The organism is Mesorhizobium sp. IMUNJ 23033 (genome assembly GCF_044778005.1).
GTDB classification, from domain to species: Bacteria; Pseudomonadota; Alphaproteobacteria; order Rhizobiales; family Rhizobiaceae; genus Mesorhizobium; species Mesorhizobium amorphae_A.
The window spans coordinates 1-12,252 of the sequence record NZ_JBJACT010000064.1; the positions used below are offsets into that span (position 1 = coordinate 1).

Below are 12,252 nucleotides of genomic sequence, written 5' to 3' on the forward strand. Positions count from 1 at the left end.
CTCGGCAAGGTCGTGAAACAGATTGAGACGCCTCGCTCTCCTGACCCCATCATGCGGCGGCCAGAGCGCCGATCGCGAAGAGAAGCGAGTGACCTACGGGACGGTCCAGAAAAAAGTGCAGGAGTGGGCTTGACCTAAACGACCCCAATCAGAGAAGGCTCTTAGAGCGCAGAGCTCTGGCGACTATCAAGCCGCCAGCTACGGACAAAGCGGCTGCGCGCCATCTGTTATCAAACGCTACCGTGGCGGCCAATGGCGACCCGAGACCTGACGATCACAAGGTTCTGGGCGAAGTCGCGGATGCCATCAAGCACGCAGAGTTGAACTCGCCGACCATCCTGCATGTGCCTAAAAGAAACCGTGTCATCGAGATTTCCCACGACGCGCCTTCGATTTTTTTGGAAGGGCTGCCGACAGGCGTGCCGCAGATTGTCATTGCTACGCGCGCGGGCACTCGGTCACTTAGTGCCATCATGAACAATGTTGGTCGAGGATGGACAAACTTGCTTGGCTTGGAGCCCGTCTAATCGATACGAATTACAGAGACGGCCAGCGGAATGGCGAAGGCTCGCGTCTCGCACCTTAGGTAGCTTCGTAGGAGAACTCAGCCAGATTGTTCATCCCCTCTTCGACGCAAGCAAGTGCTTTGGTCTTTGCTTCATCGAGGGAATCCAGCCAGCGACCAAAAGGCGGGCTGTAATCCTTGGGGCTTTGCCCGTGACTACAAGAGAGGATCCAACGGCCGCGAGTCTGCGGCGAAATATAAACATACCAATCCTCGACCTGCGCCCAATAGGCGCCGTGCTGATTCCGCTCCCATTTGAGATCGGGATAGCGGGCCTTGAGCCGGCGGTGCTGGCGCAGCAGCATGTTCACAATGACCATCATCTCGCCGGAGACGCGGGTTTCACCTGACACCATCCGCTGAATTCCTCGAATCGTCGCCGAGCTCTCGCGATAGTCGCGATTCTTCTCCATGAAGCCGGCGAGGTCGCCTGGTGTGAGCATCAACTCCTTGAGCGCGGCGGTTAATCTCCGCGTCAGTTCTTCCGGGGTAGGTTTACGATCGAAAATGTCCTCGGGTATCTCCAGCCCAGCCATCAGCATCTCCCGTCGTCAAAATGACGACACAATGTCGTACATTTTGCGACCTTCTGTCAATGCCGGTGGCCAGCGAAAATGCGAGGGAAAGACACGTGTCTCCCTTCGCCCATCGCAGTAGGCTATGAAAACCTATTTTGTTGTCAGCTTTGGAAGAGGTTCTAATGGGGCCGCTCTTTTCCCGTCGCACGGTGCTCGCGGCGATCGACGTTCTGGAATCGGTTTCGACGCAGGCCGAAACCAGCGCGCTATTCATTGAATTCGGGCCGGACGTCTATCGCCAGCTTCGAAGCGACGGCTTCAGCGTCAAGAAGCGAATGAATGACCTCAAGGCGTTTGTGGATGCTAACCCAGAGCAGCAGGTCAACGGCGGCCTGCTGGAAAACGTCCTGGTTGAAAGAGCGGTCCGGCACATGCCGTCCGAAGAGCCGGAATACCCCTGGTCTGAACCCGTCACTCTTCACCCTGTGTACGTACCGCTCAAGCATGCCTTAGCGCAGGACAACTATGTAGTCATAGCAGGCAAGCTGCGCCGCACGTTGCCCGAGGATATTGTCACGCCAGAGGTTCAGTCCGAGATGACGGTGCTGCTCGACCGACACGGTTTCACTACCGCGAAGGGACATCTAGACCAGGCGCTCGACGCTCACGCGCGAGGCCAATGGGCCAGTGCGAACGGACAGCTTCGCAATTTTCTCGATTCGGTGCTCGACGAGATGGCAGTGAAAATCGATCCATCTGCAGCTGTACTAGCCAGCGGCCAGCCACGGCGGACCAAGCTCGCAGCGGCCGGTTTTCTCAGCATTGCGCTCAACGAATGGGACAATGACGGCAGAGGGTTCCTCAATGGTCTGTTCAAGCGGCTGGCGCCAGCGGGGTCGCATCCGGGGCTCTCAGAGCCCGACGACAGCACATTTCGGCTACACATTGTGCTTTTGACAGCTGCCCTCCTGCTTCGAAGATTTGATGCGTGGGGTCGGGCATGAATCATCTCGTAGCGTTTTCAGTCCCGTTCCCGTCCTGGTGGGCGCCGCCTGCGAGCGGGCCCGCTGGCGCTTCCCAACGACCAGCTCTACGGCCGGCGCGACGATGACGGGACACTCGACGAGGCGGAGCGGATTCTAATCTGATGAGCGCAGCGCCCAGATATTTGCATCTTGACGGGTTTCCAACGGAGGCTCCGCCGAACGACGGCAGGCCATATTTCGAGTTTGATCCGCAAGGTGCCTGGCGAATCTCCCAAGGCAGCGCGCTCTTGGACGTTGAGACGGTGTGCGTCGAGCTCCATAGCGCCTTTAAGCAGGCGATCATGAAAGGCGTTCCTTATGACGATCTCGTCTACAGGCTGCCCCCGTTTGTGAGTATCGCCGGACACAATTCCGAGGCACCAATTTCAAGGGTGATCTTTGAGAAAGCCCTTGTTGAAACTGCGGCATTTCCCGAGCTTAACCGGTTCCTGTACCTTTATGATTGCCAACATTTGGTTGCCTCGATCCAGGAATGTGCGAAGGAAATAGAGCAGCTAGTCGGCGAATTCTATTTCACGTTTAACACCGAGAGTTTTTTCTACCCCCCGATGAAGCATCAAGACGGGCTTCGCTATTCAAGCTCGCCCGTGACCACAAAATTGTCTGCCTATCTCAGTTTCATTTTCGTGCGCATGCATAGCTTGCTCGACTACACCGTGAAGGTCGCGATTGAAGCGGAACACCTCAGGCGGGATTTCCGTAAGTATCCCCGTCTATCCAGCTTAAGCGCCCAATACGGCGACCGGAAGCGAGTGAGTTTCAACGGCGAGGCGGGTACGCTTTTTGAATCCTGCGAGTTCCTGATCACGGTTGAAACTCTGCGAAATCACATCATTCATGACGGCCTGTTGGACGACATGCCAAAAGCGTATGAACGGATAGAAGGTGGCGTTGCAGTAGAGAAATTTGTCCTTCTGCCGGATATGACCGGGGGCCGCTTTGATAGGTCTGTAAACCGCAATCTCTTTTTTGGAGGGGAGGACAGGATCAACCTGAGGCTCCCGGCTTTGGTTGCCGAGTTTCAATCTCGCCAGGTTGAGACCTTAACGAGAGTTATGAGCATTTTGGGCGCTATGGCCTAGCCCAAACATCCTTGTCCTATCACCTGCCCGACCGTTGCGGATTGGGCCTCCCAAGGCTCAGAGGACAACGACCGTGCCAGCGTCGATAAGCCTATTCGTCCTCGTCCGGCATCATCACCGACGAACCGTCGCAATAGCGATGGTAGATCATGATGGTCATTAGTCCTGTCAGCATCGCCATGTGACCATCGTCCATGTCGTCAAAATGTGTCTGGCCAAAATCGAGCGCCATATGCACCCGGCCGGCCGCTGCTGCAGCAAGTTCCCGCTGGCCCAGATCACTGAATGCGCCCTGTTCCAGGATCGACTGATAGTCCGCACCTACCCAAAGCCCACCTTTTTTCTGGATGGGCCAATGCAGCTCTGCAATCACTCTTTCGGCCAATCTGTCTTCATTGTCATGGTAGCGATCAGGTCGTGCAGCGACGGCAATTTGTTCGATAATCTCGTTTAGGTCGCCCGCAAAACTCCCTGCCTCGAGACTATATGTCTCACCATCCCAGCTTGCTTCCCAATTCATGGTGATGTGGCTTAAGGGGCGCAGCACCATGGTGTCGAGATAGTCGCTGCGAGCGAAGAACTGCCGCACCAGCTCCGGCGGATGGACGTCACGATTTTTCTTTGTTTTTGCCATGGGTACTATCGCGCAACCATCGGAAGGGGAGTCTCGCTTATAGGGTGGAATTATCGTGCGCTAGTTGTCGTAGCGAAGCGCGATTTCGGCAAGGGGCGACGGCAGCATCGCCAGTCGGAACAGCGCGGTCGCATACCGTCCGCGGCTATGGCCGGGTGCATGTGGGGGGTCACAGTGCCACGTTGTTCGCACGCTGCCATGCCCGCCAGTCGATGAGGCCGTGATCCTGGACGACCTCTAAACTGTCGGCTGCGAGGCGGTCGCAGAAAATCACCAAATTCGAAGCAGGCCATCTGGCGCTCGGCACCATCAGAGCGTCGAAATCCATGAAATGCGCTACTTCCGCGACTTCCTGTGTCCGAGGATATTCCAGCATGCGTTCAGCGTAGGAGAGTTGTCCGTAGCGACTCGTATCGAGGCCAAGCGCCGCAAGCTCAGGTAACGTGGGCAACCGCAATACCTCGCTCAACGACACGGTGAGTTCATAGAGTCGGAATTGGGCCTTGGACGGGAAAACCGGCTGTCCTCGCAGAAGATGGAAATACATCTCGGCGATCGCTCCGTCGCGCGCTAGCGATGTGTAGAGAACATCAAACGTGCCGTCGTCCCATCGTCCGCCGGATGCGCTGCATTGGGTAACGTCGCGCCCATCGCGCACCACACGCCATGCGGTCGTCACAAACGGCGTATGGGGGAACACCTCCAGAGCATCGATGAGTCTGCTGTCCCGAGGTGTTGTCTTCCTTGTCATGGGTTACAGATACGCCCCGGCCTCGAGACGATCGAGAATCTGTAGCACCTCGATCGATTTGCCCTGATTGATGAGCTCGATCGCCCGTTGCCCATCGAGCTGCGGGTGACGCGCATATAGCCAGGAGCGAATCTCATCCGCCGTGTAATACTCCTGCAAACGCCCGACGATGTAGTGCAGATCTGACAGGATCAGTTCGTTGCGGGGGTGGGGCTTTATCGAGCCTGCTTTCCACCGCGAGACGGTCGCCTTGGACACGTCGGTTATGTTGGCGATGTCCGAGTATTTGAGACCGCCAAGATCTTGCAGCTCTCCTAAAAACCGGACGACTGCGCCCTCTTGAACCATACTCATCTGGAACCTGCTATGCCTAGTCGTTGCCCGTTGCCGCGCTGAGTGATCGGCCGCGCGCGTGGCGCGCCATCTGCCCGGCTTTCGTGTAAATCTTCAAGGGTCAGTCGCATTTTTCCGATCTGCTTGCTATGATCGGTCAGCCGCTTGGTCAATTTTGCCACATCGATATTTCGCTCAGCGGCCTTCGCGACATCGAACTTCAAATCCTTCACCTGGCGCGCCTTGCGGTCAACCTCGACCATGCGCCCGTTCAGGAAATGCCCTGCGCGATTATGATCGGGCACGGAGGCGAGTTCCGCGATCATGGTGAAGCTCTGGTAGGCAGCATGTTGACGCGGGTCGGCCAGTGTACTCTTGAGGCCATGTGCACAGCACGCCCGATCGCAGCACGTCACCAACTGGCGTGCCCCGTAGGCACTCGCCATAAGCTCTAATTCCGGTACCGTCGCCGATCGGTCAATGCCGGAAATCTGCACCCGGGTCGCCCGACCGAAATTGCCATCCTCCGACTTCTCGACCGGCAAATGCCACGAACGCGCGTCAAAGCTTTCCTTCTCGCCGATGCCGTGGCACAGCCCCGAGATCGCTCCGAAAGCCAAAGCTGCGTGACCGTTCAGCCCGCCCAGGTAATCTGCGACGATCGGCTTGCCGAGATTGTGCAATCCGGTGAGAGCCGAGATGAAGCGGCGCGTCGCCAGCGGACCCGAGCTATGTCCGAATCCCGATGCGCGAATCCAAAGATTGTCATAGGCAAGATCGTGCAAGCCATCGAGAATCTCACTGCGGGTGACATCTTCATTGAGCTTCGTGTGGGGTACGATCAGCTGGTAGTCGACGGCGATATGGTTGCCGCCTTCGCGGTCGAGCGCGTTGCGCAACGCTAGGCAAGAGGCACGATCAATCTTAAACCACCCGGCGAAAGTCGGATCACCTAGAAAATGGCTCGGCGCCAGCACGGCATCCATTCCATACTCGACGGCCATGCGCGCGATCTGCCCGAAAATGTCACCGGCATGCTGCGGATCGAAATGCTCGGGAGCAAGGGGCCTGCTCTGCCCCATCGCGGACCATGGTGCGTGACGCGCATAGCCTGCAAACTTCTCCAAAACAGAAAGCTCGGCCACCTTCGTATCAAGCACGAACTCGGCGCCGCCTGCGCGCAATGCAGATATGAGCTCCCTTTGGTGCTTGATGCGTGAGGCGTCCACCACAAGGCGCGTCGCCGGAAATCGTCCCGCGGCATGCAAATCGGCAAGCTTGTTGTAGCCGGATTCACCGAGACGGATGAAATGACCGACCGGCTGGACCGGTGCAACCGCATAGGGAAAGGGGATAACATTTTCCACGTGAAGAGCCTAACTCGCCTTGCGACGTTTATGTTTCACAACTCAGATATATGAAACAAAAACGTGAAAAGCAAGCTCTTTGTAGCCCTATAGCAGGCGCGTCATTGGAGTTTGAACCCGACGCTTCGCCATCTTCGTTCTCTAAATGTCCAGCGACGTAACCAATTGAACGTCTAAGCGAGTTGAAAGAAATGCGCGGCCTGCACCTGCCGATCGAGCGCGATCTGCACTTCCGCTGCAGTGTCGGGCGTGTCGTTGCCTAATGGATGTGAGAAGGCGCCATTACAGCGGCGCCTTCTTATTCTGAAATTGCATCAGAAGGTGCCGTACGGAAAATCATCGTGCGAGAGGACGAGTTTGGCGTCGCTTGACACCTTGCCCTTCAGGATGGCTTCCTCCGTGGCCCGCAGGAAGATAGGGAGATGCTTCTGCACCGCAGCGAGCCAGTCGGCCGGCCGGTAGTTGGTCCGATCGATGTCGTCGATCAAGTCGCGCGAGATGTAGACCGACAACGCCGTGCCTTTGTGGCGCGCCGGCAGGATCAGGCCGTCGGCCGCCTGCCTCAGGCTCTTCGAGTACTCAAGCTCTACCTTGCGGAACTTCACGCCGACGCCGGCGCCGTCCTCTGCTTCGGCAATGAAGGCGATCCCCGCAGCCTCAAGGCTGCTGACGATGGAAATCAGATTGTTGCGCATGGGCTGTCTGACATTGCGCTCGAAATCGGCGATGGTCGCCCGGGCGACCTGCGCATTCTGCGCGAGCTCGTCTTGGCTCCAGTCGAGCAGCGCGCGGGCGGCGCGGCATTGTGCGGCGGATATCATTATAGTACGAGTACCTCAAAATGTCTGGTGTAAGACAATATGTATGAGGTTGCCGTATTTTTCAATAGCCATCTTGATCTGCGTCCAAACGATTCGTTCAACGCACCCGAATCTCAAAACGGGCTCCCGAACTCGTTCTCCCATTGCGTGAGTCTCGCACAGGCCTTCTGAAACGTCCTTTCGTCTTTGACGTATTGCAGTGGGGCTCCGATATCGTCTTCACGTGCCTTCAGAAACGCCATCGCGTCCGCGGGGGAAAGTCGCGCTTCTGCCAGCTCGCGGATCTTGTCCTGATAGTCCGCTTTCTCGGACGCAGCCGCAGCTTCCATGCGGCGCTGGCTAACAAAGACCGACAGAGCCTCCCGCGCGCGGGTCAATCCAGACTCGCTGTCTTCCGCCAGTTCCACGGGCGTCATGTCGTTCATGTCCGCTCGTTTGGTGTGCAGGAAAGCGCTTCGATCCTCGCCGTTCAATTCCGTTTCCGCATCGACGCATAAACGGTCACGCCGCGAGTGACGAAGGCGACTTGCCTCCAACAGCTGCCGTTGGCGGCGTACTTCGGCCTGTTCTTCCATCTTGGCTTTGCGGCGGGAAATCGCATTGCCGATAGGCAGCCCTGCGCTCCCATAGAAAAGAGGACCGTTTCCTTCCAGCATCTGCACAATGGTTGCGATTTCGCCGATGATCTTGGGAGCCTCGACCTCCGAGCGCAGTGCCTTGTCATAGGTCAAACCGGATTCCTGGTGGATCGATTGCAGCCACTGGTCGACCGTTGTGCCGGCTCGTTCGTCTTCGGGAAGCTCGCCAAGTATCCACCCTACCCGCTGCACGGTCTCCTGAATCAAACCGGTTCTTTGGTTTGCAGCCAGGGTCCTCGCGTTCCATGGTTTAGCGAACGCCGGGGCGAGTATGACACCGAGGCCTTGCGGGATAAGGACACCCTCACCGAGCAAATATTTCAGATAATTGTCGACCGCTTTCCACGCCGGGGCGAAGCGGGCATCGATCGCGGTGACATCGTCTGCCACCTCGCCAGACACACGCAGAAAGGCTTTTTGGATCAGCCGGCGTTTTTCCAGATGGTTGACGATCGGCACGGCTTTGCACTGGGCGTTGCCGAGGCAGCGATCATGAAAGACCTCGGCCAGGATGATGGCTCCATACCGCCGGCGGTTCGGAAAAACAGGCGAAGCCCGGGACGTCGCGGCCGACAAACTTTGCAAGACCGATCGCTTGAAGCTCGACCTCGCGTGGGACGACGAAGTCTCGGCCGACCGGGTTCGCCAATGCCTGTCTGTATGCTGTCGCTGTTTGCTCGACCCGGCTTCGGTATTTGGCTGCCGCGGCAGCCTCGCGCCTGCCCCGTTCTTGCTGCCATTTGAGCTCATCTGCGTCTTGCTTGGCCCGCGCAGCTTCGATGCCTGGATGATAAAGCCACCGACGCATTGCGGTTTTCAGCACCGCCTCGTTGATGGCATCCCTTAGCGAGTCACGCGGAAGCTTGGACAGATCGATTTCGACGGCCGGGATCTTGTGTTCCCTGAGGCGCTGGATTTTAGCGCTGTCCGCGAAATGGGTGACGGCGACCTCGACGAACAGGTCATAGCCGAGCGCGCGAACATAGAGGTCGGGAATGATGGTCTTGGAATCGTTGTACTCGAGCCGAAGAAATTCGGTTTCGACCTCCAGGCTGGGCTTCATCACCAGGCGTTTGTTATCGAGCCCTAGCCGCTCTGGCAGGATCAGCTTCGGATTGCTGCGAAACGCTTCCTTTGCCAGCAAATGCAAAACCGTCTCCGGACCGCCTCCACAGGCCTCAACATCGTGGTGGGCGAAATGCGCCACCCGGTGATCCTCCTTCAGCCGGGCCACCAGTTGCCCATTGCAAGCCGGGCAGACGCAGCCGCAAGCCAGCCCGCGCGCGACCTCGCCAATATGAGCGAATGTCCCGTTGGGGCGCCTTCCGTAGACGAGTTGCGCTCGATCGGTGCCGTAGGACTTCTGCGCTTGGTCGTGATGCATGCTTGCGACCTGGGAGCGTTCATTCGATCAAATGGGTTCAAGTTCCGCCAGGAATTCCGGCATGGCTTCGGATATTCGATTGTACGCAAGTTCGAACAAGCCGAGCGAGCCAAGCAGCGCATTGGCGATCATGGCGACGGTGCCCTTTGTATCCCTCAATCCGCGTCCGAAATCTGTCAAATACCGTGGAGGGTCGGGCTTAGAATATAGTCCGGCGACGCCGGACCAATTCGGATGTGCGACTTCACTCAGGCTATCGTAGCTGGCACGCACCCCCGGTACGGCTTTGTCCATGCGGTCGATACAGCTCAGGATTTGCATGGCCTGTGGCCCATCCGGCCATTTACGTGAGCCCACGAGCAGACGTATCAGCAGATCGTTCAGGTCTTGCGGTGAATGGGTATGCCGCGCATCGAGAATCTCCCAGAGTTTCCACACCAGGGCAGCATTCTCGGTAAGCGCTCGGGTCAAAAGGGCGGCAACGCTCAGGTCCTCGCGTTCAAGAGCATCGCATGCATTGCGCGCCAGCTCTTCGCTCCGCCAGATCAGCGCTTCGCGTGCGCACAGCAATTGGAATGGCGCTTTGGACCAAACCCCTAAAGCGGCAGCGTCGATACGAGCCGGCAGATTTTCGCGCAGCCTGTTTGCAAACTCGCGCGCTTCGACAAGCTCTGCAGAAACCATGTTTGGAGCGCCCTTCATTCTTCCTGCCCCATCTTATCTGAGTCCCGCCAATCGGCGAACTCCGGCCAAAGATCGGCCAGGTATCTCGCAACCTGAAGGCCAAGTTCCTCGATCTGGAGAACGCCATCCGGCACTCGCTGAAGTCGTTCGGCATCCGCCTGAGCAAGGTCGGACGCGGCGCTTTCGAGCGGGCGGTTCGCCAGGCTGTGGCTGACGATCCGCTGTCGGCCGAGCTGATGGACGCCATGCTGACGGCGCGCGGCGCGCTGTGGCCCCGGTACTGCCGGCTGCACGATCTCGTCGTGAGGATCGTAGCGCGCAGCGAGCCTGGCGATCCCCGGCGTCGGTCCGGTGACGGCGCTCTCGTTTATGATGGCGATCGACGATCCGACGCGCTTCCGCTGTTCGCACGACGTCGCAGCGTACTTCGGGCTTACGTCGCGGCGATGGCAGTCGGCACGTCGATCGACGTGCAGAGCCGCATCTCGAAAGCCCGCGACGCGGACGTGCGGCGTGCGCTCTACGAAGCGGCATCGGGTTAGATGACGCGCTTCAATGGCAAGGACAAGGTCAAGAGCTGGGGCCGGGAGATCGCCAAACGCTCCTGCCACCGCAAAGCCTGCCTCTCGGTGGCGCGCAAGCTGGCGGTGATCGTGCACGCCATGTGGAGCGATGGAACCTTCTACGTCGGCGATCCGGCCGCGAGTGAGGACGACGCCGCGCAGCGCGGCCATGTCAAGGACCGCAAGCTGCTGGGAGCGCATCGATGAGCGGCTCGGCGGCAGTTGAAACGCATGGCGTCAGCAGTGTGATGGACGCCATCTGAGCTAAGGAGATCCGCCCCGGCGGATGAGGACCGATGCAGACCAGGAACGACGGAACGTACGTTATCCTGCCTGCGGCCGTGCCGATCGGCAGGATGGCCGGACCGCGCTCGATTGCCTGTGACGATGCTCCGTCAGTCCGATGGAAGAGTGCGCCACGACGGTTCGAGCGCTGCACTGTAGCCGAAACAACCCGTCGCAGAGCGCGGAAGACTGCACGGCGCATCGGAACTCGACGCCCAAAGGCGGAATCGTAGCGCAGAGAATAGATTCGTATGTTATCGCGTCAGTAAGTATAAACGACAATGGCTACAAAGTATCGTAAAACACAACTGATTAATATGGCAGGATAAAAGGACGAACATTGCGCTGCGGTCGGGAGGTTGTTTTTCAATAACTTAGAAGGTGATTTCGCAATGTGTGCATGTTTACCGCACATTGCTAGTATCGCGATTTCTCATCTATTCCCATGACTTAGTGCAATGTGCGGGGGGCTAGGCTGGCGCTTGAGGAGGGTGGGCCGGGAGGGGCGTCGTCAGCGACGACAGCAAGACGCACGCCAGAAACCCCGTTACTCGAAGAGGATGCAGGGTCCTTGACCTAGCCTCCGGTCGGGAGGCGACAGAGATGGTGGATCATCAACGTCACAACCTCATCGACCTGGCTTGCCCTGCCTGCCGGTCAGCGGTCGGCACAGTTGGGACCGCAGTCTGCATTTCGGTCCAACGAGAGCCGACGTCGCCAGCGTCGGCCGTATGATGGCGGCCGAGCGCGGGCTTGTCGGCTGGCGCCATCCTCCGCACTGCTGGTGCAAAGGCTTCACGGCCCCAATTGAGGCGCCCGGTTGCGACAAGCTCGCCACCAATCGAAGCTTCCTTCGTAGGACGGTCGGGGCGGCATCCTGGGCGATGCGAAGCACCTACATCTCGGACAGGAGCAGCACTGGCTGTCGACTGCCAAGGGGTCTCTCCATCCTGACACGAATGGGCAAACCGTCGTGTTACTCTCTAATGGTTTTACGTCCTGTTCGCCATCAAAGCAATGGGAGAGGTTGCCACGTCCAGGATCAACCGCCGCACCATGCTCTTCCACTCCGGCAGCGCAGTCGTCGCCTCGACGGTTGCGGCAACGGCGCTCGGTGTAGAGCCGCCGGCCCGAAACAAACAGCCGTCCAACAATCTGCGAGTGCTGATTGAGGCGCACAAGGCAGCTTATGCTGCGTTCGGTAAAGCCCTGCGTAACATAGACGGCGGCAGCAGCGCCGACAGAGCCAGCCGGGAGGAGGAGAGGGCACTGCTCGCCATCTGTGGCTTCGCTGCGGTTACGGAAAGGGATCGCTTGGCCAAGGCCCGATACCTTTTAGAGATCGAGGCGCGGGGCGAACTCGACCTCGCAGAGCAAATGCAGGCCGTTCTCAGATCTACGATGTGGAAGGGGTGAGACGACTGGCGCGCCAGAGGTGTTGAATGTCTGGTATCCGCCGGCGGGTTCAACCGGTCAACGCAACACCGCTCGCAATCTATCAGCCGGCGTTTCGAAGCCCAAGGTTTTTCGGGGGCGTTGATTGAGCCGCAGGGCTATGGCGTTGAGTTGGTTTTGCGATAT

At 58.4% G+C, this 12,252-nt stretch carries 13 protein-coding genes and 1 pseudogene; 5 read left to right on the plus strand and 9 right to left on the minus strand.

Annotated elements, in window-relative coordinates; genetic code table 11:
* Positions 1-242 precede the first annotated feature (242 nt).
* Complete coding sequence (locus ACFX5Q_RS34240; RefSeq protein ID WP_404284948.1) at positions 243-527, plus strand: hypothetical protein; 285 nt, start codon at positions 243-245, stop codon at positions 525-527.
* Between the two features lie 55 nt (positions 528-582).
* Here ACFX5Q_RS34240 and ACFX5Q_RS34245 read toward each other — a convergent pair whose 3' ends face one another.
* Positions 583-1,101: a hypothetical protein gene (locus tag ACFX5Q_RS34245; protein ID WP_404284950.1), complete on the minus strand. Its 519-nt coding sequence runs from the start codon at positions 1,099-1,101 to the stop codon at positions 583-585.
* 164 nt (positions 1,102-1,265) lie between these two features.
* On the opposite strand from ACFX5Q_RS34245, the gene ACFX5Q_RS34250 reads away from it, so the two are divergent.
* Both ACFX5Q_RS34250 and ACFX5Q_RS34255 read left to right on the plus strand, forming a co-directional pair.
* A complete protein-coding gene (locus tag ACFX5Q_RS34250) occupies positions 1,266-2,087 on the plus strand; it encodes a hypothetical protein (protein WP_404284951.1) in 822 nt (273 codons plus the stop codon).
* A 143-nt stretch (positions 2,088-2,230) separates the two neighbouring features.
* Complete coding sequence (locus tag ACFX5Q_RS34255; RefSeq protein WP_404284953.1) at positions 2,231-3,211, plus strand: hypothetical protein; 981 nt, start codon at positions 2,231-2,233, stop codon at positions 3,209-3,211.
* 91 nt (positions 3,212-3,302) lie between these two features.
* Here the strand turns inward: ACFX5Q_RS34255 and ACFX5Q_RS34260 are convergent, their stop codons facing one another.
* The 8 genes from ACFX5Q_RS34260 to ACFX5Q_RS34295 all read right to left on the minus strand — a co-directional run bounded on the left by ACFX5Q_RS34260 (position 3,303) and on the right by ACFX5Q_RS34295 (position 9,841).
* Complete coding sequence (locus ACFX5Q_RS34260; RefSeq protein WP_404284955.1) at positions 3,303-3,845, minus strand: hypothetical protein; 543 nt, start codon at positions 3,843-3,845, stop codon at positions 3,303-3,305.
* A 169-nt stretch (positions 3,846-4,014) separates the two neighbouring features.
* Positions 4,015-4,596, minus strand: coding sequence for an RES family NAD+ phosphorylase (locus ACFX5Q_RS34265; RefSeq protein ID WP_404284957.1), 582 nt, complete (start codon positions 4,594-4,596; stop codon positions 4,015-4,017).
* A 3-nt stretch (positions 4,597-4,599) separates the two neighbouring features.
* The gene (locus ACFX5Q_RS34270; protein WP_245452045.1) at positions 4,600-4,950 is read right to left on the minus strand and encodes an antitoxin Xre/MbcA/ParS toxin-binding domain-containing protein; all 351 of its coding nucleotides are present in this window, start codon (positions 4,948-4,950) and stop codon (positions 4,600-4,602) included.
* The gene (locus ACFX5Q_RS34275; protein ID WP_404284960.1) at positions 4,947-6,296 is read right to left on the minus strand and encodes a hypothetical protein; all 1,350 of its coding nucleotides are present in this window, start codon (positions 6,294-6,296) and stop codon (positions 4,947-4,949) included. The genes ACFX5Q_RS34270 and ACFX5Q_RS34275 overlap by 4 nt, the downstream gene beginning before the upstream one ends.
* Before the next feature lie 314 nt (positions 6,297-6,610).
* Positions 6,611-7,117: a helix-turn-helix domain-containing protein gene (locus ACFX5Q_RS34280; RefSeq protein WP_404284961.1), complete on the minus strand. Its 507-nt coding sequence runs from the start codon at positions 7,115-7,117 to the stop codon at positions 6,611-6,613.
* Between the two features lie 113 nt (positions 7,118-7,230).
* Positions 7,231-8,340: a hypothetical protein gene (locus ACFX5Q_RS34285; protein ID WP_404284963.1), complete on the minus strand. Its 1,110-nt coding sequence runs from the start codon at positions 8,338-8,340 to the stop codon at positions 7,231-7,233.
* Positions 8,246-8,962, minus strand: a complete 717-nt coding sequence (locus tag ACFX5Q_RS34290) for a hypothetical protein (protein WP_404284964.1) — start codon at positions 8,960-8,962, stop codon at positions 8,246-8,248. Before ACFX5Q_RS34290 ends, ACFX5Q_RS34285 begins: the two co-directional genes overlap by 95 nt.
* A gap of 204 nt (positions 8,963-9,166) precedes the next feature.
* The gene (locus ACFX5Q_RS34295) at positions 9,167-9,841 is read right to left on the minus strand and encodes a hypothetical protein (protein WP_404284966.1); all 675 of its coding nucleotides are present in this window, start codon (positions 9,839-9,841) and stop codon (positions 9,167-9,169) included.
* Between the two features lie 74 nt (positions 9,842-9,915).
* Between ACFX5Q_RS34295 and ACFX5Q_RS34300 the strand changes: the two are divergent.
* Positions 9,916-10,593 (plus strand): annotated as a pseudogene (locus tag ACFX5Q_RS34300) (transposase); the annotation flags it as partial.
* Positions 10,594-11,727: 1,134 nt separating this feature from the next.
* On the plus strand, positions 11,728-12,087 hold the full coding sequence (locus ACFX5Q_RS34305; RefSeq protein WP_404284968.1) for a hypothetical protein: 360 nt from the start codon (positions 11,728-11,730) through the stop codon (positions 12,085-12,087).
* Positions 12,088-12,252 lie beyond the last annotated feature (165 nt).

Coding starts and splice junctions, on each gene's coding strand:
- ACFX5Q_RS34245 (WP_404284950.1), bottom strand. CDS start 1,101: ATGGCTGGGCTGGAGATACCCGAGGACATTTTCGATCGTAAACCTACC.
- ACFX5Q_RS34250 (WP_404284951.1), top strand. CDS start 1,266: ATGGGGCCGCTCTTTTCCCGTCGCACGGTGCTCGCGGCGATCGACGTT.
- ACFX5Q_RS34255 (WP_404284953.1), top strand. CDS start 2,231: ATGAGCGCAGCGCCCAGATATTTGCATCTTGACGGGTTTCCAACGGAG.
- ACFX5Q_RS34260 (WP_404284955.1), bottom strand. CDS start 3,845: ATGGCAAAAACAAAGAAAAATCGTGACGTCCATCCGCCGGAGCTGGTG.
- ACFX5Q_RS34265 (WP_404284957.1), bottom strand. CDS start 4,596: ATGACAAGGAAGACAACACCTCGGGACAGCAGACTCATCGATGCTCTG.
- ACFX5Q_RS34270 (WP_245452045.1), bottom strand. CDS start 4,950: ATGAGTATGGTTCAAGAGGGCGCAGTCGTCCGGTTTTTAGGAGAGCTG.
- ACFX5Q_RS34280 (WP_404284961.1), bottom strand. CDS start 7,117: ATGATATCCGCCGCACAATGCCGCGCCGCCCGCGCGCTGCTCGACTGG.
- ACFX5Q_RS34295 (WP_404284966.1), bottom strand. CDS start 9,841: ATGAAGGGCGCTCCAAACATGGTTTCTGCAGAGCTTGTCGAAGCGCGC.
- ACFX5Q_RS34305 (WP_404284968.1), top strand. CDS start 11,728: ATGCTCTTCCACTCCGGCAGCGCAGTCGTCGCCTCGACGGTTGCGGCA.